This is a genomic window from Bacillus sp. K7 (assembly GCF_053903245.1).
The window spans coordinates 1,686,422-1,711,217 of sequence record NZ_CP096406.1 but is presented as its reverse complement, the minus strand read 5'-3'; the positions used below and the strand labels follow the sequence as shown (position 1 = coordinate 1,711,217).

The following is a 24,796-nucleotide window of genomic DNA, read 5'->3' as shown; positions in this document are numbered from 1 at the left end:
TTTTTCACTCGCTAACCATGAAATTCTTTATTGAATCACTTTTTCAAGCAAATTCTTTAATTTAAATAGTGCCTTTGAATGGATTTGTGATATGCGGGACGTAGAAAGATTTAATACTTGTCCGATTTCTGTCAATGTCAACTCCTCTTTGTAGAACAAACTGACTACCAGCTGTTCTTTTTCAGAGAGTTCGTGAATTTTTTCTGCAAGCTGCGCAATCAGTTCATCCTTCATAATCTTTTCCTCAGGCGGAACATTTTTGTCATCTCTGATCATGACCTGAATGTTTTCACCATCATCTTGATCATGGAGCTTTTCATCAATTGACAGCAGATTGGCAAAAAAGCCTTCATTCATTGTTGACACTACATCCTGTACCGTCATTCCGAGTTCCTCTGCAATTTCTGCGGGCGTTACGTTCCGAAGATAGCGCTGTTCAAGCTTTTCAATTGTCGCTTCAACCTTCTTTGTTTTTTCACGTGAGGTTCTGGGCAGCCAATCTTCTTTGCGAAGCCCGTCTATGATTGCACCGCGAATTCTAAACGAGGCGTAGGTATCAAATTTTAAGTCCCGGCTGGGGTCAAATTTTTCAAGGGCATCATATAAACCAAGCATACCAAGGCTCATTAGATCGTCTTTATGCACTGATTTCGGCAGTCCGACAGAAATTCTGCCTACATGATATGTGACAAGCGGCATGTAACGGCGCATTAAATCGTCACCGGCTTTAGGATCTTTCCACTCTTTCCAGCGCGTCCAAAGCACCTGATCTTCATAATTCAAGGATTGCATCGTTATCCCCCTAATACCTTTATTAAATCGTTTTTTCACCTTGTTTAACAGTTCGAATATGCAGCATGCAGGACTTCGGTTCAAATTCTATCGTCCGGCCGCTTGAGCCGCCCGTATCTTCACTAATGATAGGAATTTTATATAAAGACAGCTGTTCCTTTATCGCTAATACATTTCTCGGTCCGATCTTCATCAAATCATTTGTTGATTTAAATTTAAACATTTCCGATCCGCCGGCTAACTTTGCTTTTAATGCAGATTTCCTGCACCCCGCTTCTACCAGCATATCAATTGTGGTCTTCACGGCAGTATCAGCGTACTTGGCCCGGTTGAGTTCGGCAGTTTTCGATAATGTTGAATCCGGCAGCATGACGTGAACAAGCCCTGCTGTTTGCTTTTCTTTATCATAAAGCACCAGCCCCACACATGATCCCAAGCCAGAGGTCCGGATGGTCTCCGGGAAGCGGGCGATCTTCACATCAGCAATTCCAACCTTTACAACAACAGCCTCGGTTGTACTCATAATGATGCACCCAAGGCGACAAAGAGCTTTTCAAATGAATCATAGTCCGGCAGCATAAACATATGCGCTTTCAGCTCCTGCTGATGGCTTTGGTCAAAAATTGACGTGTCGACAACAATAGCGTGTTCTCCAACCTGACTGAGCTCCATCAGCCCTTCGCTGATCACAGCGCCGAACATGTCCAATGAAACTTCAGGTACGCTTGGGTAAAGCTGGAGTTTCGTCAAATCCGCCAAGGCTGTTAAATATGACCCTGCTAAAATATTGCCCAGTTCATGCAAAGCGGATGAGCTCATTTGATCTTCACCTAAATCCTCTATATCAAATTCGGGGTTTCCAATCAGCTCTCTGATAAACTGCTCCGCCTGATAAAAAGGCATTATAAAGAACATTGAACCCGTTAAATCGCCTTCCATCCTTAAGAAGATGCTGGCAACCGGGGTATCGGCGCCGCCGAAAAAATCGACAAGTTCATCGAAAGACAGCAGCTTTGCAAACGGGACTTCCATATCTATCTTTCTATTTAACAGCTGGGCCATTGCAGAGGCGGAGTGGCCGGCGCCAATATTGCCGACTTCCCGCAAAATGTCCATCTGCTCTTCTTTGATTCCATTAAAAATACTCATGTCATAACCCCTTTAAGATTAAGCTTGATCGGGCACAGCGGACTGAGATGATTCTTTATCCAAAACCGCGTTCGCATCAATAATATTTAAGAGCCTGTTCTCTTGTTTCACAATCTGTTCGATTGCCACATCCATATCTTTCTGGACGCTTTCTGGAGCAGATTCTATTTCATTTTCGTGTACGGTAATCACATCATTAGCTTCATCTACAATCCAGCCAACTTCAATATCACGATAAGCAATAATGATAATTCGTGTTTCATCTGTAATTTGATACTCTGGCAAATTCAGGCGCTTTCTTAAATCAATAACCGGAGTCACCACCCCGCGCAAATTGATTACCCCGCAAATATATGGTTCGACGCCAGGCACTCTCGTCGGCTTTTGCCATTTTTCAATTGATTTCACCTGAGTGACGGAAATGGCATATTCTTTGCCATTTACCACAAAAACAATCATTTTTTCCCCTGTTTTAATTTCTGCAGTCATGTGAGACACCTCCTCGAATGGTTAAATAATCAGTGCATTACAATCAATAATGAGCGCTACTTCTCCGTCTCCTAAAATAGTAGCTCCGGAAATTGCAAAGACGTTTGTTAAATAATCTCCGAGTGATTTCAGCACAACTTCCTGCTGGCCAATAAAGGAGTCCACTACAAATGCAGTAGGTTTATCGCCTTTTTTCACGACAATGATATGGAGCTGTTCCGCATCTTGTCTTGTATCATTTATTTTAAACTCTTCTTTTAAATAAACGACAGGGACAATGTGCCCTCTAAAGTCAATCACTTCACGGTCATGTGTTTGTAAAATGTCTTTTCTGTTAATAACTGCTGTTTCAATGATTGAAGAAATCGGAATGGCAAATGTCTCTTCTTCCAATTTGACCAGCAGAACTGAAATAATGGACAATGTAAGCGGAAGCTGAATGCTGAATAGAGAGCCTTGGCCTTCTGCAGATTTCACACTCACTGAACCGCCAAGAGACTCCAGTTTATTTTTCACAACGTCAAGTCCGACGCCGCGGCCGGAAATGTCAGAAATTTGATCAGCAGTTGAGAACCCTGGAGCGAAGATCAATTCGTAAATTTGGTTATCTTCTAAGGTTTCAGCTTCTTTTTCCGTAACAACGCCGCGCTCAAGCGCTTTTTCAAGAATTTTTTTGCGATTAAGGCCTGCGCCGTCGTCCTCTACTTCGATAAAGACATGGTTGCCGCTGTGATAGGCTTTTAGCACAACTTTTCCTGATTCCGGTTTTCCCTTTTGCAAACGCGTTTCCGGAGACTCGATCCCGTGATCAATACTGTTTCTGATCAAGTGAACGAGAGGATCTCCGATTTCATCAATTACTGTTCGATCAAGTTCAGTTTCTGCACCGATGATCGAGAGTTCTATTTTTTTATTCAGCTCTTTTTGAAGCTGGCGAATCATTCTCGGGAACCGGTTAAAAACAGTTTCAACCGGAACCATTCTCATATTGAGAATAATCGACTGCAAATCTCCGGAAATTCTGGTCATTCGTTCAACTGTTTCAGTCAGTTCATTGTGCTCAAGCTCTTTTGCAATCTGTTCTAGACGCCCGCGGTCAATGACAAGCTCTTCAAATAAGTTCATTAAAGAATCCAGTCTGTCAATGTTGACGCGAATTGTTTTAGATCCCCCGGCGGTATGCTTCGCCTGGTCGTCATTTTTGGCAGGCTGTTTTTGTTTTTCCTGCTTTACCGGTACAGGCGCTTGTGATTCCGCCGACTTAGATTCTCCCGGCTTTTCAGCTGATGTTAAAGGAGCCCCTTGAATGACTTCGACTTGCTCAATTTCTGAAACTCCATTGATTAATTGTTCAATCTCTTCAGATGATTGATGTGTTAAGAAGCAAACTTGAAAGTCAGTGCCGAAATCTTCTGTTTCAAGCACTTCCGCACTTGGGATTGTTTTAGCCACTTCTCCGACTTCATTAAGCTTTTCAAACACCATATATACCCGAACTGCTTTTAACATACAGTTTTCGTTCAGAGAAATCTTGATTTCATATCGTTTGAAACCTTGCTCCTCCGCTTCTTGTATGACAGTCCGTTCAAATTCGTCATATTCCCAATCAGGTGCTGAACTCTGTTCTTCTGCAGGCTCCGCAGAGGCAGCCGTTTCAGCATGCGTATTATTCACATCAAGCTTGGCGCTCACTTCTGAAATATCCCTTTTACCGTCTCCGCCGTCAATAATAGATTGGACCATAGCTTCCAGGTGGTCCAGAGCTTCAAACAAAATGTCAAGCCAATCTGCGGTAACTGCCATGTCTCCGTTTCGGAATGCATCCAGCACGTTTTCAAGCAGGTGGGTTAGATGTGCTAAATCTGTATAGCCCATCGTTGCGCTCATTCCTTTTAATGTATGGGCAGCCCTGAATATATCATGAACGAGCTGAAGGTCAGTCGGGTCTTTCTCTAAAAGGAGAAGCTTTTCATTACATGTTTGTAAATGTTCTTTACTCTCATCAATAAAGACATCTAAATACTGATTCATATCCATTTGAATCACACCCTCTCTTTTTTCACACAGCTTGTGATGGATGCTGCGATATCTTCCACATGTTTAATCTCATGAATGAGACCCGCTTTAACAGCAGCTTTTGGCATTCCATATACGACACAAGATTCCTCAGACTCCGCAATGGTTTTCACATTGCCGGCTGTAAGCATGTCTTTAAGGCCGGCAGTGCCGTCACTGCCCATCCCGGTCATGATAACCGCTATTTTTTCATAGTCTGCAAGCTTACCGACAGAACGGAATAAATAATCGGCTGATGGTTTATGCCGGCTTGGCGTGTCGAGATTATCAAGAACGATCTGGAGCCCTCCGCTATTTTTGATAACGGATATGTTTTTTCCGCCCGGCGCTATGTACACACAGCCGTTGAGAGCCGCTTCACCATCTTTTGCTTCTTTTACTTGAATGTCAGATAAATGATTCAGACGCTCAGCCAAAGAAGCAGTAAAACCTTCAGGCATGTGCTGCACAACAACCACCGGTGCATTCAACCCCTTCGGGAGCTTCGGTATCACCTTTTGTAACGCTCTCGGACCGCCTGTTGATGTACCGATACATACAATTTGTCTGCCTGTGCTTGTCCTCGGCTTGCTTACATCAGGCTTTACAGGACGTACGATAGGCTCAGGACTCGCTGCCTGCGAAACTGGGTGTTTTCCCTGACCGGAAAGTCCAGCCGCGAGGACACGCTCAACTAATTGTTCTTTAATTTTATACAGATCCAGAGAGATAGAACCTGATGGCTTTGTGATAAAGTCAAAGGCACCGATCTCCAAACAATTAATTGTGCACGCTTTTCCTTTCTCAGTCTGGCTTGACACCATGATGACCGGCAAGTTATAAATTTCAATAATTTTGCGCAGTGTGTCTGTCCCATTCATGACCGGCATTTCCACATCAAGCGTAATAACATCCGGTTTTAGTAACTCGATCTTCTTAAGCGCTTCTTCTCCGTTTCTCGCAGTTCCGATTACTTCAATCTGCTTTTCCTCGGTTAGAAAATCACTTATCATTTTTCTCATGAAAGCTGAATCATCAACTACAAGCACACGAATCAAATTAAGCCCTCCTCATTAAAAAAGAAGATAATTTCTCCATAAATGTCTGTTTGCCTTCTTTGTGTCTGGTTTCTTCTCTTTCAAACAAGGCGTCCGCTAATAGACGGACTGACCGGCTGGCTTTCGCCTGAGGACTTTTTATAAAAAAAGGAACCTGTTCGACAACCGCTTTGCTTACGATCGCATCATCAGAAATGGAACCCGCAAACTGAACCTGAACATCTAAAAACATATGAATCGTGCGGGAAAGGCGGGTAAAAGCGTCCAGCCCTTCCTTTTGATCTCGGCATCGATTGACAGCCACCTTCATTGAAAGCTTATTTTCTGTCAAAACTAAGTGCTTGACAGCGCTGTACGCATCCATGATGGCCGTCGGTTCGGGTGTTGTTATGATCAAAATATCTTCCGCTGATAAAATAAAGGGCAGCTGATCTTTTGATAAGCCCGCTCCCATGTCAAACAGGACATAATCGAACTGGCTTAACGCGTGAGAAAGCTCATTGGCAAAAAACGCCCATTTTCTCTGATCCAGCTGGAAAATCACATCCAGACCGGTTCCCCCAGATATATACCGCAAACCCTTTGGGCCAGTGGATAATGACTGCAGCAAAGGCTTGCGATCGGTTAATATATCGATAATTGTGGCGGATGATGAGTTTCCCATTAATATATCAATGTTCCCCATGCCGATATCAAGATCGATGAGCAATACCTTCTTACCTTTATCCTGCAGCGCAAGAGCCATGTTTAAGGTAATATTGGATTTTCCGACACCGCCCTTGCCGCTGATGACAGCAAGTGTTTTCGCTTTTTGCGAATAAACCATTGGCAGAACACGCTGACGCTTTTCCATTTTCGCCCGTAAAGTTGCTGCTTGGTCAAATCTGTTCATCTGCACAGCATCCTTACAAAATCAAGAGGTGATACAGTCTGTATATCCTCTGGCACATTCTGGCCGTTTGTCATAAATCCGACACCTATCTTGGTTTCTGAAAGTATATTAAATACAGAACCTAAGGAAGCAGTTTCATCAATTTTCGTAAAAATAAACTGATTGACAGGGACAGATGAAAACCGTTTGACAATATGCTTCATATCCTCATATTTTGCAGTCGCGGATAAAACGAGAAATGACTGAATACTGCTTTCAAAAGGGATTGTCTCTTTCAATTCATCAATGTACTGCTGCTCCTTGAAGTTTCTTCCGGCTGTATCAATAAACACATGATCATACTCAGTGAATAACTCTTTCGCCTTCTGGAATTCTTCTTTTGTATAACAAACTTCCAGAGGAGCCTGCAGCAGTTCGGCATATGTTTTCAACTGTTCAACAGCTGCAATCCGATACGTATCTGTTGTAATAAAAGCGATTTTTTTCTGTTTTTCAAGCATAGATATAGCAGCGAGCTTTGCCAGTGTTGTCGTTTTACCTGCGCCCGTTGAACCAAACAGCACGATATACTTTGAATGAATAGGCTCCTGCCACTTGTCTGATGCAGGCAATGCATTGCATAGTATATCCTCGAGTTTACCGATCACGTTATCTTCCGTCAGACCGCCAGCTTCCACAGAGCAGCGAAGCAATTTTTTCAGCGCGCTCGTCTTCATTGACTCTTTAATCCCGCTTTCTTGCAAAAGCTTTTCCGCTTTTCGCAGCGGCTCAGGAAGTACAGATTGATACGCTGAAAAATCACCAGGCTCATGCGGCGACGGAAATTGAGGGAGATATGTCCTCTCCTCTATTTTCGGACTGCTTACCGGAGTTTTTAATGTTTGTTGCGGCTCAACTTCCTTCTGAGGCGTTTTTTTATTAGGAAAGTCCTGATCCAATACAGCAATGACTTCAACAGCAGGCTTGTTGATGAGTCCAAACCACTTTCGCTTTTTAATCTTTTTTGAATTTAAGATGACGGCATCATTACCTAACTCTTTTCTGATAAGAAGTGCCGCTTCTTGCATTGAAGCAGCAGTAAATTTTTTTATTTTCATTAAATATCCACCACTCCAATGCTTTGTACCTCAACATTCGCCTCAAGTTCGTTATATGAGAGGACCGGAAGGTCAGGGAAGTATCGTTCCAGAAGCTGTTTTACATACATTCTGACAGGGGGCGAGCAAAGAAGAATCGCTGTTTCCTGACGTAATGAGAGCTGTTCGGCTTCTTTAGCGACAGAGCGCACAATACTTTCTGAAATATCTGGTTCAAGCGACAAATAATTTCCGTGTTCCGTTTGCTGTACACCGTCAGCTATCGCCTTTTCTACACGACCCGAACAAGTAACAACCTTTAACACTTCATTTTCTTTTGCAAACTGGGCTGTAATTTGTTTGGCCAGCGCCTGTCGTGTATACTCTGTCAAAAGATCAGAATCTGTTGTTAACTTTCCATAATCAGCAAGCGTTTCAAAAATCGTTACTAAGTTTCGGATTGAAACTTTTTCTTTTAAAAGCTTAGCCAGCACCTTCTGAATATCACCGACAGACAACGGATTAGGCGTAACCTCTTCGACAAGAACAGGATACGTTTCTTTCAAGTGATCGATCAGCTGTTTCGTCTCCTGTCTCCCGATCAGTTCGTGGGCATACTGCTTAATCTTCTCCGTAATATGGGTGGAAACGACTGAAGCAGGATCAACAACTGTATAACCAAGCATGTCAGCTTCATCTTTTACCGATTCAGCAATCCATTTGGCCGGAAGTCCGAATGACGGTTCAACTGTTTCAATCCCTTCAATGAGATCATCTTCAGGCGTAGGCGACATCGCTAAATAATGATCAAGCAACAGCTCGCCTTTTGCTACTTCGTTCCCTTTAATTTTTAATCGGTATTCATTAGGCTGCAATGCTATATTGTCTCTGATACGCACAACAGGAATGACAAGGCCGAGTTCCAGGGCCAATTGACGGCGAATCATCACAATTCTGTCTAATAAATCACCGCCTTGATTGGCATCAGCAAGCGGAATCAAACCATATCCAAACTCAAATTCTATCGGATCGATGTGCAGAAGCTGCACAACGCTTTCAGGACTTTTAAGGTCGTCGACCTCAGCCTCTTCCTCGAGAATCTCATCCACTTCTTCTTTTTCCTTACCTGATTTAGATAGCATATATGCGCCGAAAGCAAGCAGCCCTGCAAGCGGGCCCGTCAGAAAAATGCCAATCGGAGTGAAAATACCAAGAAGCAAAATCGTAGATGCTGCGACGTATAAAAGCTTTGGATAAGCAAAAAGCTGACCTGTAATGTCATGCCCTAAGTTTCCTTCAGAGGCAGCTCTTGTCACGACAATACCCGTAGCTGTAGAAATTAACAGGGCTGGAATTTGCGAAACAATTCCATCTCCTACGGTCAGCATCGTAAATTTTGAAGCTGCCTCTTGAATGGACATGTCCTGCTGAAGCATTCCGATTACGATACCGAAGATAATATTGATCATGACAATGATGATTCCGGCAATCGCGTCACCTTTTACAAATTTACTTGCACCGTCCATCGCTCCATAAAAGTCAGCCTCTCTTGCCACTTTTTCGCGGCGATGCTTCGCATCCTGTTCGGTAATCATCCCTGCGTTTAAATCAGCATCAATACTCATTTGCTTCCCCGGCATTGCGTCCAGCGTAAATCTTGCTGCAACCTCGGAAACACGTTCAGAACCTTTCGTAATGACGATAAACTGAATAATAATCAGGATGATAAATACAACAAGTCCAACTAATACATTTCCGCCGACAACGAAATTTCCGAACGTCTCGACGACTTTTCCGCCTTCACCATGTGAAAGAATTGAACGGGTCGTTGAGACGTTCAAGCCCAAACGAAATAGGGTTAAAAGCAGCAACAGTGACGGGAAAATCGAAAACTGCAGCGCTTCCTGCATATTCATTGTGGTGAGAAGCACGATCAACGCAAGAGAAATATTAATAATGATCAAAATACTTAACAGCCATGGAGGAAATGGAATCACCAGCATCGCCACAATGAGGACAACACTTATTAAAACGGATAAATCTCTTGTTGACATGCTGTTTTTTCTCTCCTTTTAAATCGAAAAATTCAATATACTTTTTGTTTTGTTTTATATACGTAAGCCAGAATTTCAGCCAGCACTTTAAAAAATTCTTCCGGCACAGCCTGATCAATTTCTACCTGATCATATAACGCACGGGCAAGCGGTCTGTTTTCGACCATCGTGACATCATGCTCTTTCGCAATTTTCCTGATTTTTAACGCGAGGTGGTCAACACCTTTTGCAACAATATAAGGCGCGTCCATTTTTTCTTCGTCATACTTCAGGGCAATCGCATAGTGAGTCGGGTTTGTGATAATGACATCTGCTTTTGGAACTTCCTGCATCATCCGCCTCATTGCCATTTCCCGCTGCCTTTGTTTAATTTTAGACTTGATAATCGGGTCTCCTTCAGACTTTTTGTATTCATCTTTTATATCCTGCTTTGACATTTTGATGTTTTTCTCATGGTCAAACTTTTGATATAAATAATCGAGACCAGCAAGAATCAACAAAGCCCCTGCACCGCTCAGCCCCATCCACAGGGTGAGTTTTGAAACAAAAGAAAGTGCTTCTTCGGGTGTCAGAAGCGGGAGCCGGAGAATTTCTCCATAATGCAGCCAAAGTACAGCAAAAGCAGCAAAACCGACTACAGTGATTTTCAAAATGGATTTAAGCAGTTCTACTATGGCCCGCATGCTGTAAATTCGTTTAAAGCCTTTAATCGGGTCCAGTTTTTCAAGCTTAGGCTTTATGACCTCTGTAGAAAATAAGAAGCCCACTTGCATATAGTTGCTGGCGACCCCTGCGACAAGAGCGACAAGCATAATCGGCGCAAGCACAAAGGCCGTATCTTTTAATAAGCTGATAAACAGCATATGAACATTTGATTCTGAGAGCTTCATTAAGAGCGACTTGGTATAAAATGTTTCTATAAATGACAGTAGCCTGTCCCTCATAAAAGGCCCAATCGCAATGAGTGAAAGGAATATCACTAATAAAGAAACGGCAGTATTAACATCAGCACTTTTGGCAACCTGTCCTTTTTTTCGCGTATCCTGCCGTTTTTTTGGAGTGGCTTTTTCTGTTTTCTCTCCCGCAAAAAACTGCAGGTCAACTCTAAGCTTCATTAAGAAACACCGACCAATGCTAAAAGATTCCGCATCGTTTCAATCGTTAAACTGAAGACATTTCGCACAACGACGAAGATAACAGACATACACACAATAAGCATGATAAAACTGACAGCGATCTTTAAAGGCAGGCCGACCACAAATACATTTAATTGCGGAACAGTTCGAGCCACAATGCCTAATGCTAAGTCAACCAGAAACAAACTGGCCACAACAGGCGCTGACATTTGAAAAGCGATAATAAACATCGCATTAAAGCTTTTGGCGATAAAATAAGCAAACTTCTCATCGCCGAAATTCGGAAATGCCTGATCAATTGAAATATACTGAAAGCTGTAGTAAATACCGTCGAGCAGCAAATGATGGGCATTGACACTGAGCATAAACAAAAGTGCCATTGTATAAATAAACTGGCCAATTAGCGGACTTTGTGCCCCGGTTTGCGGATCAATAACGTTCGCAATTGAAAAACCCATTTGAAAATCAATAAACGAGCCGGCAATTTGAACTGCGGCAATCATCATATAAGCAATTAATCCCAGACAAAGACCAACCAAAGCTTCTTTAAACGCCAGGAGCATATATTGCCCATCTATCTCTAAAGAGGGAGGCTTATCAATGGTGCTGAAACAAATGACTGCGAGAAAAAAAGCAAATCCAATTCGATGAACAGCTGGTACATTTCGGTGTCCGAATAGCGGAATCGTTACAAAAAAAGCAGAAATTCTAATAAAAACCAATAAAAAAGCAGGAAATAAATCAATAATCGAATTCATCTCTACACTACCCTGCAAAACGATTTAAATTAGAAAACAACTCTGTTGTAAATGAAAGAATGATAGACAGCATCCATGGGCCAAAAAAAATCAGGGCCAGGAGAACTGCCACGATTTTCGGAATAAACGCCAAAGTCTGTTCCTGGATTTGAGTTGTCGCCTGAAATATGCTGACGATTAAACCGACCAGTAAAGCAATAGCCAATAATGGCCCACTGATCATCAGCGTTACGTATACGGCTTTTTCCGCCATAGAAATTACAAATTCTGAACTCACGTTTAGCACCTACCCTAAAAGCTCTGAAGCAAAGATTTCACAATTAAATACCAGCCGTCTACTAAAACAAAAAGTAATATTTTAAAGGGCAGAGAAATCATAACTGGAGGGAGCATCATCATTCCCATTGACATTAAGACGCTCGCTACGACCATATCTATAATTAAAAATGGAATAAAAATCATAAAACCTATTTGAAACGCTGTTTTGAGCTCCGATATGGCAAAAGCGGGAACCATTGTTGTTAGCGGGATATCCTTTAATGATTCAGGTTTATCCATATTCGCGTAATTCATAAACAATGCCAGATCCTTCTGCCTTGTGTGTTTACTCATAAATTCTTTAATCGGTTCCTCAGCTTTCGTATACGCTTCGTCCAAACTGATTTTGTTGTCCATCAATGGCGTCAGCGCCTCTTTATTAATCTCTGAAAAAGTAGGAGCCATAATAAAAAACGTTAAAAACAGCGCCAGCCCGATCAGAACCTGGTTTGGCGGCATAGATTGTGTCGCCAGTGAAGTCCTGACAAATGATAGAACAATGACGATGCGAGTAAAACAAGTCATAAGAATCAATATTCCAGGCGCCACTGAAAATACAGTTAACAATAATAGTAATTTAACAGATGAACTTACGTTTTCCGGATCGCTTGAACTGAAAATATTTATAAACTCATTCATGATGACGTGGGCCTTTCTTCTTTCCTTCAGAACGATTTTGTTTTAACTCTTCAAGCTGCTCTTTTAACGCTTTTGAAAATGAAGGCAGTTTTTGCTGCGGCTGATGTTCAGCACCCTTCAGCGGCTTCACTAACTTTGTCCACTCTATTTTGCTTGACATTGCCTCTTCATGCTGGCTGAGAATAACCTCAATCTCTTTTTCATCTTCAATTTCTTTCAGCAGCTGGATCGTCTCTCCTACACCAACGACGAGCACATTGTTTCCGACTTTGATCAATTGGATGGATCTATTTTGCCCGACCGATGTGCCACCAATATTTTCAACATATTGAAAAGGCTTGAGGAGCCGATTTCTTTTGTTCATAAGCTTAACCAGCCCGTAAATCAGTACGACAACAAACAGTAAAGCGAAAATCATCTTCACGAAATCAAAAGCTGAGACAGAAGGAGCAGCCGCCCCCTCCGTCTCATCAGCAGTTTGTGTTGTTTTTTCTTCCTTTTGCTCTGGCTTATCTGCAGTTTTTTCATCTTTCTTTTGAAACCATTCGTTTACAGTTGAATTGTCAGAGTCTGCCGCGGCAGCCGCAATCGGATGTACACTGAATAAAACGAAAAAACAAGTAAAAACGATGAAATATAGACTCTTTTTCAACAGTCGTACACCCTTTAACTTAATGTTTTGTTGATTGCTTCAAGCACACGGTCTGCCTGGAAAGGTTTTACGATAAAATCCTTGGCACCGGCCTGGATGGCATCGATAACCATTGATTGTTGTCCCATAGCTGAACACATGATGATTCTAGCCTGTGCATCAATTTCTTTAATTTCTTTTAATGCTGTTATGCCGTCCATTTCCGGCATCGTGATATCCATAGTAACAAGATCAGGAGTAAGCTCTTTATATTTTTCTACTGCTTGCGCTCCATTTTCAGCTTCCGCTACTACTTCAAAACCGTTTTTTACCAAAATGTCTTTAATCATCATTCGCATAAATGCTGCGTCATCTACAATTAAAATTCTGTGTGCCATAATCTATCTCTCTCCTTGTGTTTCGTTATTTTAAATTATTAATGCGCTCTGCCTGGCTTAAAATGTCAGTGACTCTTACACCGAAGTTTTCTTCAATGACAACGACTTCGCCTTTGGCAACAATACGCCGATTCACTAAAATATCTACCGGCTCACCGGCTAATTTATCAAGCTCAATAATACTTCCGGCAGAAAGCTCCAAAATCTCTTTTACACTTCTCTTCGTTCTGCCAAGCTCAACAGTGATTGAAAGCGGAATGTCCAAAAGCATATCTAGGTTGTTTACAGGGGCCTGAGAAGCCTCATTGGGATCAAACGCGGAAAATTCCACTGGCGAAACCTGAACTGGTGCTGCTTTTTTTGGTGTTCCCTGCCTTTTAGGCTGTTGCTGCTGTTGCTGCTGCGGTTCCATACGCGGCTCTGGCGTCACAGGCGCTTTCGGCTGCTCATATGTAACATCAGGCTGCGGCGCTGTTTCTTCCTCTGCACTTTCTGTGTTCATCAGATTTGCAATTAAATCTTTTGCAAATGACAGCGGGTAAAGCTGCATAATACTGGAATCTATTAAATCTCCCACCTTTAAGTTGAAAGACACTTTCACCAGCATTTCATCATCAGGTATGCGGTCTGTTCCCTTTTCTTCAGTAACATCGAGCAATTCAACCCGAGGCGGTGAAATATCAATTTTTTTACTGAATACAGTAGACATTGATGTGGCGGCTGATCCCATCATTTGGTTCATTGCTTCTTGAACCGCGCTTAAATGGATTTCACCCAGTGAAGGGTCCGCGCCTTTTCCATCTCCTCCCATCATTAAGTCAGCGATAATTGCCGCGTCATTTTGTTCCACGACCAGCAGGTTGCTGCCGCTGAAGCCCTCCGTATAATTCACTTCAATCGCTACGTACGGTTCAGGAAACGCATCGCTGATTTTACTTTTAGGAATGACAGCTACACTCGGAGTCGTAATATCGACTTTTTGATTTAAAAGCGTTGACAAGGCTGTCGCAGAACTGCCGAATGAAATATTCCCGATTTCACCGATCGCATCACGCTCCATTTCCGATAAGTCATGTACTTCCGGAGCCTCTGGCTCATCCGGCGTACTGCCAGTACCGTTAAGAAGCGCGTCAATCTCATCTTGAGATAATCTATTATTCTCCATCTTGTTCACCTCTTAGGTCGTGATCTAAAATTTGCACTGCCTGCTTTCGATTCACTCGGCCGGCTTGTCCTAAAAATTTCGGCTTATCTCCGACCAATACAGTAAGAGGATCCGTGACTGAATTGTCCAAAGTTATGCAGTCTCCGACTTCTAAACTTAAAAACTCTTCTATTGTCAGTTCAGATGTGCCGAGCTCGGCCACGACAGGTATTTGTGCTGTCATGATACGTTTTTCAAGCGACTTTGTTTCCTCAGGCTTCGGCTCGTTTCTATCTGATTGCATCCAATAGTGGACCGAAAGCTTCGGTATGAGCGGCTCGAGGACAATGTGCGGGATACAAAGATTAATGACACCACTGATTTCACCGATTTGGGTATTGAGTGAGATCACCACGACCGTTTCATTAGGAGACACCATCTGAACGAATTGCGGATTCACCTCAAACTCAGTCATTTCCGGTTCAATATCAGCAATTGACTGCCAAGCTTCTTTATAATTTCCCAGTGCATTTTCAAATAAATTAGAAATGATTTTTGTTTCAATTTCTGTCAAGCTGTCTACCTTATTATGACTGAGTCCAATACCGCCCATTACCCGATCCATCATCGTATAAGCGATTGTCGGATTAACCTCCATCATAATTCTGCCTTCCATTGGATGGACGTCAAACAGATTCAGAATCGTCATATTCGGTATTGACCTGATGAATTCCTCATACGGGACCTGGTCAACTGAACTGACAGATATATGAATATAGGTTCTGAGCTGAGCAGAAAAGTGAGTCGTTAAAAGTCTTGCAAAATTGTCATGTATTCTCGTTAAACTGCGGATCTGATCCTTAGAAAACCGCAGCGCACGTTTGAAATCATAGACCTTCACTTTCTTCTCTTTTTCTTCTTTTTTCAGCTCTTCAGCGTCCATTTCACCAGTTGATATTGCGGAAAGCAGTGCATCTATTTCATTTTGGGAGAGAACTTCTCCTGACATCTTCCTCACCTCCGTATTCTGTCAAATGATGGTTTATTGCAGATTAAAGGAGGTAATATACACTTTTTCTACTTTTCCTTCTTGGAGGTAGCTATTGATTTTATCTTTTAGTTCCTTCTTAAAGGCTTCTTTTCCCTTGTCTCCCTCAATCGCATTAGCATTCGTATCAGCCAGCAATGATATTACAGCGTCCTTCACTTGAAAATCACGTTTCTCAAGTTCTTCTTTTGATTTATCAGAATCTGTTTCAAGCTTAATAGCAAGCCGGATAATGTTATCGGACTTTAAATTGGTTGTAATCTCTTCTACATCGACAGAAGATGCAACGATTTCGTCAATACTTTTTTCCGCTTTACTATTTTCGGACTCACCGCCTAGGACAAAATAAGCTGCCGCCCCAAGAGCACCAATTACGATAAGCATAATTAGTAAAATGATCATTAATTTATTCTTCATTCTGGTTCCTCTATTCCTTGATCCATTGAAAATATTTGTATTTTTCGGTAGAAAGATGCGATCTTTTCCATAACAGCTTCTTCATCTTCTTTTACGACAAACTTCTTCCCATTTGAAAGAGTGATAGTCGTATCCGGAAAACATTCAATCTGTTCTATAAACAGCGCATTCAGTGTAAAGGGCTGCCCATTTAAACGGGTTACTTTAATCATAAAACAGCGGAGAAGCGATTATCGCCTCCCCTCCCTCCTTAACGTTTAAGGTTAACCAGTTCCTGAAGGATTTCATCTGATGTTGTAATAATTTTTGAGTTTGATTGGAATCCGCGCTGGGCAACAATCATTTCAGTAAATTCGTCAGTTAAATCAACGTTAGACATTTCGAGAAATCCTGACTTAAGAGAACCTGTTCCGCCATCGCCAGGCTGGTTGGCTGCACTGGCCGCTCCAGAGTTTAGAGATTCACGGTATAAATTGTTTCCGATTTTATCTAAACCATCGCTGTTTGCAAAAGTAACAACCCCGATTTGTCCGCCATCTTGTGTTTGGCCGCCTGCATCAACGATTGATACGTTTCCATCAGAACCGATGCTGAAGCTTTGTGCATCAAGAGGGATTTGAATCGTTCCCCCAGTCATATTTAACACATGGTAGCCATCACCAGTAACAAGTGTTCCTGTATTATCTAAATAAAAGTTTCCTGCTCGTGTATAAACTGTTCCGTCGCCTGTATCAATTTGAAAGTAACCGTCGCCGTCAATCGCTAAATCAAGGGTTCTTCCTGTGCTTTGTGTTGCACTTGTTGAATGAATGGTATCAATTGTGCCGGATGATGAACCTAAACCGATCTGCTTAGAGTTCGTACCTCCAATTGCCCCGCCAGCCGCAGAACCGCCGGCAATCGTTTGGCTTACCATATCTTTAAAGGTAACGCGGCTCTTTTTGAATCCTACTGTATTCACGTTGGCGATGTTGTTGCCGATAACATCAAGCTTTGTTTGAAAGTTTTTCATACCGCTGATTCCAGAATAAAGTGAACGTAACATAATGTATTCCCCCAGATTAATTTTATTTAGAAGACTGTGCTACAGCCAACACATGAGACGGGCTGATTTCAGTACCATCATTAAGAACGAGATAATATTTTCCTTTTGACTGTTTTACTGAGCTTACTGTGCCTGTTTTATCTGTTGCACTTCCGTCAGCAGTCCAAGAAACTTCTTTCCCCATCCAATCAAGATACGCGGTGAACGGATCTTGGTTTTCGACGAATTGAGTCATTGTAGTATTTAGATTCACCATTTGCTCCAAGCTTGAAAAAGTCGCCATCTGGCTGATAAATTCTTTGTCATCAACCGGGTTAAGCGGATCTTGGTTTTGGACTTGGGTCATTAATATTTTCAAGAACTCATCTTTCCCTAAGCTGCTATTGTTAGTTGACACGGTGCTTGTTTTTTCAGGCAGTTTATATTCTGAACTGATAGAAGTCATTCTTCTTCCTCCATTTTCGACACTTCATCGAGCAGTTCGCCAAAATCATTTGATTGCTTTTTCTGTTTTTGCTGTTTTTGTTCCTCTTGCTGCTGTCTCTGTTCATCAGCAAGCTGGCCATATAACGGCTGATCCCCGCTTTGAACCGGGAGCGTAAAACGGTCAATTTGAACAGCCATATTCGGCAGTGATTGCTTCAGCTGAGGAAGATGCTGTTCTAGCAGTTCTTTTGCTGATTGGCTCGATGCAATAATTTTACTCTGAAACATCCCATTTTCATTTGTCAGTTTGATTGTGACAAATCCTAAATGTTCAGGATTCAGTCGGATGGTGAAGCTTCCCGTTGATCTGCCGAATGGCGTATATTTCATCTGCTTCCACGCATTGACCACTTGATCAGCCACCGTTTTTGTCTCGGCAGCCGGTAAATCAGATGAGAGCTGCTGCAAATCGAATGTTTGAACTGCTCCCGTACCCCTGTACCCTGAAAACAGCATTTGGAGTCCTGATTTACTATCTACGGGTTGAATACTCCCAGAAGCATCAGATCCGCTTTTGCTGCTTGAATTCTGCGAAAGCGGTGTGAGGACACGCTTTCCAAAGTCTTGCGATGATTCGGATGATTTCGATAACAAGAAAGCTTTCAGCTGGCTTTCAGCTAAATTCCATTCTTTAGTCCCTTTTTGGGGAAGCATAGACATTTGCTCCATTAAACTTTGAAAGCTTTTCAGCTCTGACGCTGTCATCGAGTAAAGTTTTGAACTCGACTCGTCTTTCGTGAACATTTGCTGTTTAAGATCCTGAATGAGCTGTTGGGATACACCCTTTTTTTCTAATGCAACAAGAAATTGTTCTCCATTCTTGTAAATGCGATGGGCTTCATCGGCATTCCCGCTGTCAATCAGCTTATTCTCTTCTAGCAGCTGGCTAATGAACATCTGAATAAGGGCAAGTTCTTTCTCATTCTCAGGGACTTCATTTTCCAAAGTTGATTGTTCTGTATCAACTTTCAGATTTTCATTACTGTCAGCAAAAGAATCATTTTCAATCAGAGCCGTTTTACCTTCCGAAAGAATGTTGCCTTCTGTCTCGCCGGACATTTTTGATTCAACCGCTTGCAGAAGATTCTGCAGCATTTGCTGAGCAGTTCCATCCAACTGCTTCCCTGTTAGTTTACTTAAGGTTTGCAGAAGTTCCGCTTTATGTTTGTCTTGATCTTCAGGGCTTGCTTTCAGCCAATCACTGATCTTATGAAGTGCATCTGCTAAAAGCTGATCTCCGGAATAAGGGGTTCCCTTCCCTTGTTCTGAGATCTCCTTCAAACCCGCCTCAGACATAAGCCAGTTTTGAAAAACTCCCTGGCTACTATTCATGGTTTTAGCCGCAGTACCTGCTGTAGTTTGCAGCAAAGGTCCCGCCAATTCAAGCAGCTTCACCTTTAATTCCCCCTATTCTTGGCTGGCAGCAATTTTTTCCGTATAGGTTGCCGCTTGCTCAGGAGTCATTTTCGCCAATATGTCGGCAAGCTGCTTTTTGCTTAGGCCATTCAATATTTTTAGCGCTTCCTGCTCATTTAATTGGGCAATAATTTTAGCAGCCTTTCCGCTATCCATGCTCTTATATACACTGATGACTTTGTCATCCTTAGAAGAATTCGAACTCGTAGTTTCTTCAGTATCATCTGATGATTTTTTTTGATCCTCCGCCGTCTTTTCAAGAGAACGTATCTTTTGGTTGAGCCTGTCGATTTCAGATTTACTCGTTTCTAAATCTTTATTCAATATGCTGATTTCACTTTTTTGGTCCTTAATGGTCTTTTCCAGAGCTGCCGTATTACTGCTATCCTTGCTTGACGCTGTGTCTTTTTTATTTTCGGTTTCAGGAACCAATTCTTTAAGAACCGGCGTTTTTGCCGCTGCTTCCTGTACCGGCTTTAAAACATTCACACCAGCAGCCCAAAGAACAATTCCCGCTGCGATGAGAAGAAACATCAGCGGAAGGATAATGATAAGCAAAACCGAACGGGACTTACCTGATTCTTTCTTTTTGCCTGACATTACATTCGCTCCTAATGGCCTTGAATCATAAACTGCTTGATCGAAATGTCATCCATTTCTTTCATCTCTGCAGCTTTGTCTTCAAGTGCAAACATTTTAAATTGTTTTTCACGCATTTTTTCAAACTTTTTTACTTCAATATTTTTCTCTGTCAAAATTTCTTGTTTTTGATTCATTTGATTTCGTTTCATAATGACAAGCTTTTGATAATGATAAATCGTGTTATCAAGATTTGACACAAATTGCTGGTAATGTCTCATTTCTTGTACACTCATGCCGCTTTTCAATTTCTCTTCCTTATTTTGTTCGAGCAGTTCCTTTTTGTTCATATTCTCATATAATTTCTCAGCAACATTTTCAAATTCAGAAACGGATTGCTGATACTCAGATAAGGATTGATCTTTCTCATTTTCTTTTAGTTCCAGCAGCTTTTGGAATCTAAATTGATAGGCCACGTTTATTCCTCATTTCCTGTCAAACTAGTTAATGCAGCAATGCTTTCTTCCAATAATGCCGCTTCGTCTGTTCCCTGCTTTAAAAATTGAATAAGCTGCGGATAAAATTGTATTGCTTCATCGATTTCTCTTGAGGATCCTCGTTTATAAGCTCCGATATTAATAAGATCTTCCGAATTTTGATAAGTCGATAAAAGCTCACGAAATTTGTTTGCTGCATTCAAGTGTTGCCTTGTCGATATGTTAGACATCACCCTGCTAATGCTCTTTAGTACATTAACTGCTGGAAACTGACCTTTATTCGCAAGCGCCCTGTCCAACACAATATGCCCGTCTAAAATCCCGCGAACGGTATCAGCAATCGGCTCATTCATATCATCGCCATCTACCAATACTGTATAAAACGCCGTAATGGTTCCGTGCTCGTTTGCACCGGTCCGTTCTAATAAACGAGGTAAAATAGCGAACACAGAAGGTGTATAACCCTTTGTCGTCGGTGGCTCGCCGGCAGCCAGTCCAATCTCACGCTGCGCCATTGCCACCCTAGTGACTGAATCCATCATAAACATGACATTTTGGCCTTTATCACGGAAATACTCAGCAATTGCAGTTGCTGTATATGCCGCTTTTAATCTCATTAATGCCGGCTGATCTGAGGTGGCAACAACTACAATCGATCGTTTCAGCCCCTCTTCCCCAAGATCTTTTTCAATAAATTCACGAACCTCTCGCCCGCGTTCTCCGACAAGTGCAATGACATTTAAGTCAGCCTCTGTCTGCTTGGCGATCATCCCCATTAATGTGCTTTTTCCGACACCGCTTCCTGCAAAAATACCAATCCTCTGTCCTTTACCGACTGTCAGCAAGCTGTCAATTGACCTGACACCGACGCCCATCTTTTCTCGAATAGGCGGCCGCTTCATCGGATTGGGCGGTGATTGCTCAGTCGATACAGGCGAAAGCCCTTTCGGCAGGAGTTTTCCATCAAGCGGCTCACCAAATGCATCGATGACTTGTCCGATCAGTCCGGCTCCGACTTTAACCCGAAGAGATTCACCAGTGGCTTCTACAATACTGCCAGGCGCAATGCTTGCTGCCTCTAAATAAGGCATAAGCAAAATATTTTCTTCCTGAAAGCCGACTACTTCAGCTTTAATGACTTTACCCGATTGCCCTTTTGCATAAATCAGGCACACGTCTCCAATTGAGCTTGCAGGCCCTTTTGATTCAATCATCAGGCCGATTACCCGTTTGACTTTGCCATACCGTTTATACGAGTCCGTCATTTCTATACAATCTATCAGACTCTGTGTCTTCATTCAGCTGCACCCGCTTCCAGCGCTGTCAGAAGTTTTTCTTTCAATTGCATTAATTGAGTGTCAACACTCGCATCTACTCTGCCAAAAGGAGTTTCTATATAACATGATCCTTTTTGAGCTTTTTCATCAGCATATATGCCAAGCCGGCATTCTTTATAAAGAAGCTGCATGATTTCATCTTTTTGCTGAAAAACTGTCTCATAGTAATGCGGATCCACATATATTGATATATCGTCATATTCCTTTACTTCGTTTACGACCTGTTTCACAAGCAAGAGAAAGGCTTCTTTATCATCAGATTTTTGCTGCCACACTTTTTTAGCTAGTGCAACGGCAAGCTCAACGATTTCTTCAGAAGCGTCTTCAAGCTTATCCTCTACGGCTTTTCTGGACATTTCAGTTATGCTGTTCGCTTGGCCAAGCAGTTCGGTATACTGTTCAATTGCTTCAGCTCTACCTAATGCCATGCCTTGTTCAAAGCCCTCAGCTTTTGCTTCCTCAATCAGCTTCTGTTTTTCATCCGCCCAATTATTTTTTTCCTGTTCAATTTGACGTCGAATATTTTCTATATGGCTGTTGGCCTGCTCAGAAATCCGATCAGCTTCCTCTTTCACCCGTGCTATAAGCGCTTCTGGGTCCTCTTCAGCCTGCAAAAGGTGAGAATGATCGATATGCACCTCTTGTATAGAGAGTTTTCTTCTTTCCTTTTGTGGAGAAAAAGATGATTCTTGTTTAATGATATTAGACAATAATATCGTCCCCTCCGCCTCTTGCTATTACAATTTCACCGGCCTCTTCAAGCTTTCTGACGATGCTTACAATTCTAGACTGAGCTTCTTCCACATCTTTCAAGCGTACAGGGCCCATAAATTCCATTTCTTCTTTGAAGGTTTCAACCATACGCTGTGACATATTGTTGAATACAATTTCTTTGACTTCTTCGCTTGCAACTTTTAGTGAAAGGAGCAAATCGTCATTTTCAACGTCACGAATGACTCTCTGAATCGCGCGGTTATCAAGTGTAACAATGTCTTCGAAGACAAACATCCGCTTTTTAATTTCTTCAGCAAGATCAGGATCCTGAATTTCCAATGAATCCAAGATGGTCTTCTCTGTTCCTCTATCTACCCCGTTTAAGACTTCCACAACAGCTTCAACTCCGCCTGTTTGTGTATAATCCTGAGTAAATGCAGAGGATAATTTTTGTTCTAGAATCTGTTCTACCTCATTGATAATCTCCGGTGACGTTCTATCCATAACAGCAATTCTTCTCGCGACCTCAGCCTGCACTTCAGGATTCAGCTCGGATAAAATTTGTCCGGCTTGCACAGGATCTAAATAAGACAAAATTAAAGCCATCGTCTGAGGGTGCTCATGCTGGATAAAATTCAAAATTTGTTCAGGCCCTGCTTTTCTGGCAAAATCAAATGGTTTCACCTGTAAAGAAGAAGTCAGCCTGTTTAAAATGTTTTCCGCCTTATTCTCTCCAAGCGCCTTCTCAAGAACTTGTCTCGCATAGCTTAGGCCTCCTTGAGAAATATAATCTTGCGCAATGGCTATACTATGAAATTCTTCTATAATTTCATCCTTTTTTTGATGATCGACACTTCGAACCCCTGATATCTCCAGGGTAAGCCTTTCAATTTCTTCATCGGTTAAGTGCTTATATACAGAAGCTGACACATCTAACCCCAAGGAAATCATGAGAATGGCTGCTTTTTGTTTTCCTGTAAGCTTATCTTGATCACGTCTCGCCATTTCTAATTCCTCCTAATCCTCGGCCAGCCAGCTTCTCAGCAGTTTAGCAAAATCTTCGGGCTTGTCTTTCGCCATCTTTTCAAGCTGTTTTCGTCTGACTGTTTCCTCTGTTTCATTTTCCTCTTCGTTGATATCAGGCAGGTTGATCGGTTCTTGAGGAACCTCATACTCATATTCCTCAAATTCATCCTCTTGCGCCCGTTTCTTTCTAACCAGCATTATAATGAGGACGATGATAGCAGCAATCAAAATACCTCCTGCAATATAAACCCAAATCGGTATACCTGAGGCTTCTTCTGTACCAGCATCCATATTTACTTTGCCGTCAAAAGGCTGAACGGATAAGACAATTTTATTATTGATGTCCTCGTCAGTAAGCTCTTGTTCTTGTGCATCCTTATCAATAGAAGTTCTGACTACAGTTGAAAGTATTTTTTGAATATCTTCTTGCCTTTCAGCTGAAAGCGACGCGACATCTTTAGCGTCCGGCGGCTCAACCATGACCTGGATTCCTAAATCTCTGACTTTATAAGGGCTTTCTGCGATTTCTTTATGGATCCGGTTAACCTCATAGTTGATTTTTTCGCTGCTTTTTTCATAACCTCCGCCTTCGGTGTTTTCCCCGTCAGCTTCATAATTTGTCACATCATCTTCACCGGTTCCGGCGACTCCGCCATTGGCGGCACCGTTACCCTGGTATGTTTCAGATACCTTTTCCGCGCTGACCGCAATGCCTGCCATGTTTTCTTTATCAACAGGTTCGACAATGTCTTCTGTGCGATTTTCTTTTGTGAAATCAATGTCTGCTGTAACGGAAACAACGACTTTATCTTGTCCCATCATCGTACCGAGCAATGTCTGAACATGCTTTTGAATGTCTTTTTCGACTTGAGATTTAATTCCCTGCTGTGAAGAATAACTATCCGCGTAGGACCCTGCATCGCTGTCTGATTTGTCGTAGTATGTAGAATTCTGGTCCATGATGACGATGTTATCTTCTTTTAGGTTCGGCACACTTTTCGACACCAGATGATACAGTCCGTTGACCTGGCTTTGATTAAGCGTATAGCCCGGTTGTACCTGCAGCACGATTGATGCGGATGCCGCAGATTGCTCCTCACCGACAAACACAGCGTCTTTCGGAAGGTTAATCATTACTTTTGAATTTTTAATACCGTCCATTTCATTGATCAAATTCGACAGTTCTGTCTGTGTCGCTTTCACTTTGACCATATCAAACTCATTGTCTGTCAAACCAAAGCCGGCATTCTGTCCAAAAAATGAATAATCAATTGATCCGGTTTTGGGAAGTCCTTCTGCAGCCAGCTGCACTTTCAATGAATCAACCTGATCCTCCGGAACGCTTATCACTGTTCCGCCGTTTGAAAGTTCGTTTGGCACTTTTTTCGCGTCAAGCTCTTCTTTGATGTGCCCCGCTTCTTCGGCAGACAAATCTTTGTACAGCGGCGCCATTTTTGAACTAGAAGCAAAAACACTGATAATAATACCAATAATAATAATTGCCGCTAAAGCACTAATCATGAATATCTTTTGTAATTTAGATCTATTTTTCCAAAACTCACTCGTTTTGTTTTTCATTTGCATTAGAGTACGATTCATGTTAACCCCCGGTCATTCCACTCTTTCTCTTAATCGTCAGACC

General features: G+C 42.1%; 28 protein-coding genes. All 28 read right to left on the bottom strand.

Annotation, left to right across the window (positions count from 1 at the left end; all coding sequences use genetic code 11):
- Positions 1–27: 27 nt before the first annotated feature.
- The 28 genes from sigD to fliF are packed head-to-tail and all read right to left on the bottom strand — an operon-like array spanning position 28 to position 24,753.
- Positions 28–792, bottom strand: a complete 765-nt coding sequence (gene sigD / locus M1D98_RS08700; RefSeq protein WP_010331078.1) for an RNA polymerase sigma-28 factor SigD — start codon at positions 790–792, stop codon at positions 28–30.
- Between the two features lie 22 nt (positions 793–814).
- Positions 815–1,315, bottom strand: a complete 501-nt coding sequence (gene cheD / locus M1D98_RS08695; RefSeq protein ID WP_010331079.1) for a chemoreceptor glutamine deamidase CheD — start codon at positions 1,313–1,315, stop codon at positions 815–817.
- The gene (cheC, locus tag M1D98_RS08690; RefSeq protein WP_010331080.1) at positions 1,312–1,941 is read right to left on the bottom strand and encodes a CheY-P phosphatase CheC; all 630 of its coding nucleotides are present in this window, start codon (positions 1,939–1,941) and stop codon (positions 1,312–1,314) included. The genes cheD and cheC overlap by 4 nt, the downstream gene beginning before the upstream one ends.
- Before the next feature lie 18 nt (positions 1,942–1,959).
- The gene (gene cheW / locus M1D98_RS08685) at positions 1,960–2,430 is read right to left on the bottom strand and encodes a chemotaxis protein CheW (protein WP_010331081.1); all 471 of its coding nucleotides are present in this window, start codon (positions 2,428–2,430) and stop codon (positions 1,960–1,962) included.
- A 21-nt stretch (positions 2,431–2,451) separates the two neighbouring features.
- On the bottom strand, positions 2,452–4,467 hold the full coding sequence (cheA, locus tag M1D98_RS08680) for a chemotaxis protein CheA (protein ID WP_121642574.1): 2,016 nt from the start codon (positions 4,465–4,467) through the stop codon (positions 2,452–2,454).
- A gap of 5 nt (positions 4,468–4,472) precedes the next feature.
- The gene (gene cheB / locus M1D98_RS08675) at positions 4,473–5,543 is read right to left on the bottom strand and encodes a protein-glutamate O-methylesterase CheB (RefSeq protein WP_121642573.1); all 1,071 of its coding nucleotides are present in this window, start codon (positions 5,541–5,543) and stop codon (positions 4,473–4,475) included.
- 1 nt (position 5,544) lies between these two features.
- Positions 5,545–6,441: a flagellum location/number ATPase FlhG gene (gene flhG, locus M1D98_RS08670; protein ID WP_082246411.1), complete on the bottom strand. Its 897-nt coding sequence runs from the start codon at positions 6,439–6,441 to the stop codon at positions 5,545–5,547.
- Positions 6,432–7,532, bottom strand: coding sequence for a flagellar biosynthesis protein FlhF (locus tag M1D98_RS08665; protein WP_268523534.1), 1,101 nt, complete (start codon positions 7,530–7,532; stop codon positions 6,432–6,434). Before M1D98_RS08665 ends, flhG begins: the two co-directional genes overlap by 10 nt.
- The gene (flhA, locus tag M1D98_RS08660) at positions 7,532–9,565 is read right to left on the bottom strand and encodes a flagellar biosynthesis protein FlhA (RefSeq protein WP_010331086.1); all 2,034 of its coding nucleotides are present in this window, start codon (positions 9,563–9,565) and stop codon (positions 7,532–7,534) included. The genes M1D98_RS08665 and flhA overlap by 1 nt, the downstream gene beginning before the upstream one ends.
- A 32-nt stretch (positions 9,566–9,597) precedes the next feature.
- On the bottom strand, positions 9,598–10,680 hold the full coding sequence (gene flhB / locus M1D98_RS08655) for a flagellar biosynthesis protein FlhB (protein WP_010331087.1): 1,083 nt from the start codon (positions 10,678–10,680) through the stop codon (positions 9,598–9,600).
- On the bottom strand, positions 10,680–11,459 hold the full coding sequence (gene fliR, locus M1D98_RS08650) for a flagellar biosynthetic protein FliR (protein ID WP_010331088.1): 780 nt from the start codon (positions 11,457–11,459) through the stop codon (positions 10,680–10,682). The genes flhB and fliR overlap by 1 nt, the downstream gene beginning before the upstream one ends.
- Positions 11,460–11,466: 7 nt before the next feature.
- Positions 11,467–11,736, bottom strand: a complete 270-nt coding sequence (fliQ, locus tag M1D98_RS08645; protein WP_010331089.1) for a flagellar biosynthesis protein FliQ — start codon at positions 11,734–11,736, stop codon at positions 11,467–11,469.
- Between the two features lie 14 nt (positions 11,737–11,750).
- Complete coding sequence (gene fliP, locus M1D98_RS08640; RefSeq protein ID WP_010331090.1) at positions 11,751–12,416, bottom strand: flagellar type III secretion system pore protein FliP; 666 nt, start codon at positions 12,414–12,416, stop codon at positions 11,751–11,753.
- Positions 12,409–13,068 (bottom strand): flagella biosynthesis regulatory protein FliZ, encoded by a 660-nt coding sequence (gene fliZ, locus M1D98_RS08635; protein ID WP_010331091.1) that lies wholly within the window; start codon positions 13,066–13,068, stop codon positions 12,409–12,411. Before fliZ ends, fliP begins: the two co-directional genes overlap by 8 nt.
- Positions 13,069–13,082: 14 nt before the next feature.
- Positions 13,083–13,445, bottom strand: coding sequence for a chemotaxis protein CheY (gene cheY, locus M1D98_RS08630; protein WP_010331092.1), 363 nt, complete (start codon positions 13,443–13,445; stop codon positions 13,083–13,085).
- A 25-nt stretch (positions 13,446–13,470) separates the two neighbouring features.
- Complete coding sequence (gene fliY, locus M1D98_RS08625; protein WP_121642572.1) at positions 13,471–14,610, bottom strand: flagellar motor switch phosphatase FliY; 1,140 nt, start codon at positions 14,608–14,610, stop codon at positions 13,471–13,473.
- Positions 14,600–15,598: a flagellar motor switch protein FliM gene (gene fliM, locus M1D98_RS08620; protein WP_121642571.1), complete on the bottom strand. Its 999-nt coding sequence runs from the start codon at positions 15,596–15,598 to the stop codon at positions 14,600–14,602. The genes fliY and fliM overlap by 11 nt, the downstream gene beginning before the upstream one ends.
- Positions 15,599–15,631: 33 nt before the next feature.
- Positions 15,632–16,054 carry a flagellar basal body-associated protein FliL gene (gene fliL, locus M1D98_RS08615; protein ID WP_121642570.1) on the bottom strand — a complete coding sequence of 141 codons (423 nt, stop codon included), beginning with the start codon at positions 16,052–16,054 and terminating at the stop codon, positions 15,632–15,634.
- Positions 16,051–16,266, bottom strand: coding sequence for a swarming motility protein SwrD (gene swrD / locus M1D98_RS08610; protein ID WP_010331095.1), 216 nt, complete (start codon positions 16,264–16,266; stop codon positions 16,051–16,053). Before swrD ends, fliL begins: the two co-directional genes overlap by 4 nt.
- Before the next feature lie 38 nt (positions 16,267–16,304).
- A complete protein-coding gene (gene flgG / locus M1D98_RS08605) occupies positions 16,305–17,099 on the bottom strand; it encodes a flagellar basal body rod protein FlgG (protein ID WP_010331096.1) in 795 nt (264 codons plus the stop codon).
- A 22-nt stretch (positions 17,100–17,121) separates the two neighbouring features.
- Complete coding sequence (gene flgD, locus M1D98_RS08600) at positions 17,122–17,544, bottom strand: flagellar hook assembly protein FlgD (protein ID WP_121642569.1); 423 nt, start codon at positions 17,542–17,544, stop codon at positions 17,122–17,124.
- A complete protein-coding gene (locus M1D98_RS08595; protein ID WP_121642568.1) occupies positions 17,541–18,980 on the bottom strand; it encodes a flagellar hook-length control protein FliK in 1,440 nt (479 codons plus the stop codon). Before M1D98_RS08595 ends, flgD begins: the two co-directional genes overlap by 4 nt.
- A gap of 12 nt (positions 18,981–18,992) precedes the next feature.
- The gene (locus M1D98_RS08590; RefSeq protein WP_010331098.1) at positions 18,993–19,601 is read right to left on the bottom strand and encodes a MotE family protein; all 609 of its coding nucleotides are present in this window, start codon (positions 19,599–19,601) and stop codon (positions 18,993–18,995) included.
- Positions 19,602–19,612: 11 nt separating this feature from the next.
- Positions 19,613–20,056 carry a flagellar export protein FliJ gene (gene fliJ, locus M1D98_RS08585; RefSeq protein ID WP_010331099.1) on the bottom strand — a complete coding sequence of 148 codons (444 nt, stop codon included), beginning with the start codon at positions 20,054–20,056 and terminating at the stop codon, positions 19,613–19,615.
- A 2-nt stretch (positions 20,057–20,058) separates the two neighbouring features.
- The gene (gene fliI / locus M1D98_RS08580; protein ID WP_010331100.1) at positions 20,059–21,375 is read right to left on the bottom strand and encodes a flagellar protein export ATPase FliI; all 1,317 of its coding nucleotides are present in this window, start codon (positions 21,373–21,375) and stop codon (positions 20,059–20,061) included.
- Positions 21,372–22,124, bottom strand: a complete 753-nt coding sequence (fliH, locus tag M1D98_RS08575; protein WP_121642567.1) for a flagellar assembly protein FliH — start codon at positions 22,122–22,124, stop codon at positions 21,372–21,374. The genes fliI and fliH overlap by 4 nt, the downstream gene beginning before the upstream one ends.
- Positions 22,117–23,133 (bottom strand): flagellar motor switch protein FliG, encoded by a 1,017-nt coding sequence (gene fliG, locus M1D98_RS08570; protein WP_010331101.1) that lies wholly within the window; start codon positions 23,131–23,133, stop codon positions 22,117–22,119. The genes fliH and fliG overlap by 8 nt, the downstream gene beginning before the upstream one ends.
- A gap of 12 nt (positions 23,134–23,145) precedes the next feature.
- Positions 23,146–24,753 carry a flagellar basal-body MS-ring/collar protein FliF gene (gene fliF, locus M1D98_RS08565; RefSeq protein ID WP_121642566.1) on the bottom strand — a complete coding sequence of 536 codons (1,608 nt, stop codon included), beginning with the start codon at positions 24,751–24,753 and terminating at the stop codon, positions 23,146–23,148.
- Positions 24,754–24,796 lie beyond the last annotated feature (43 nt).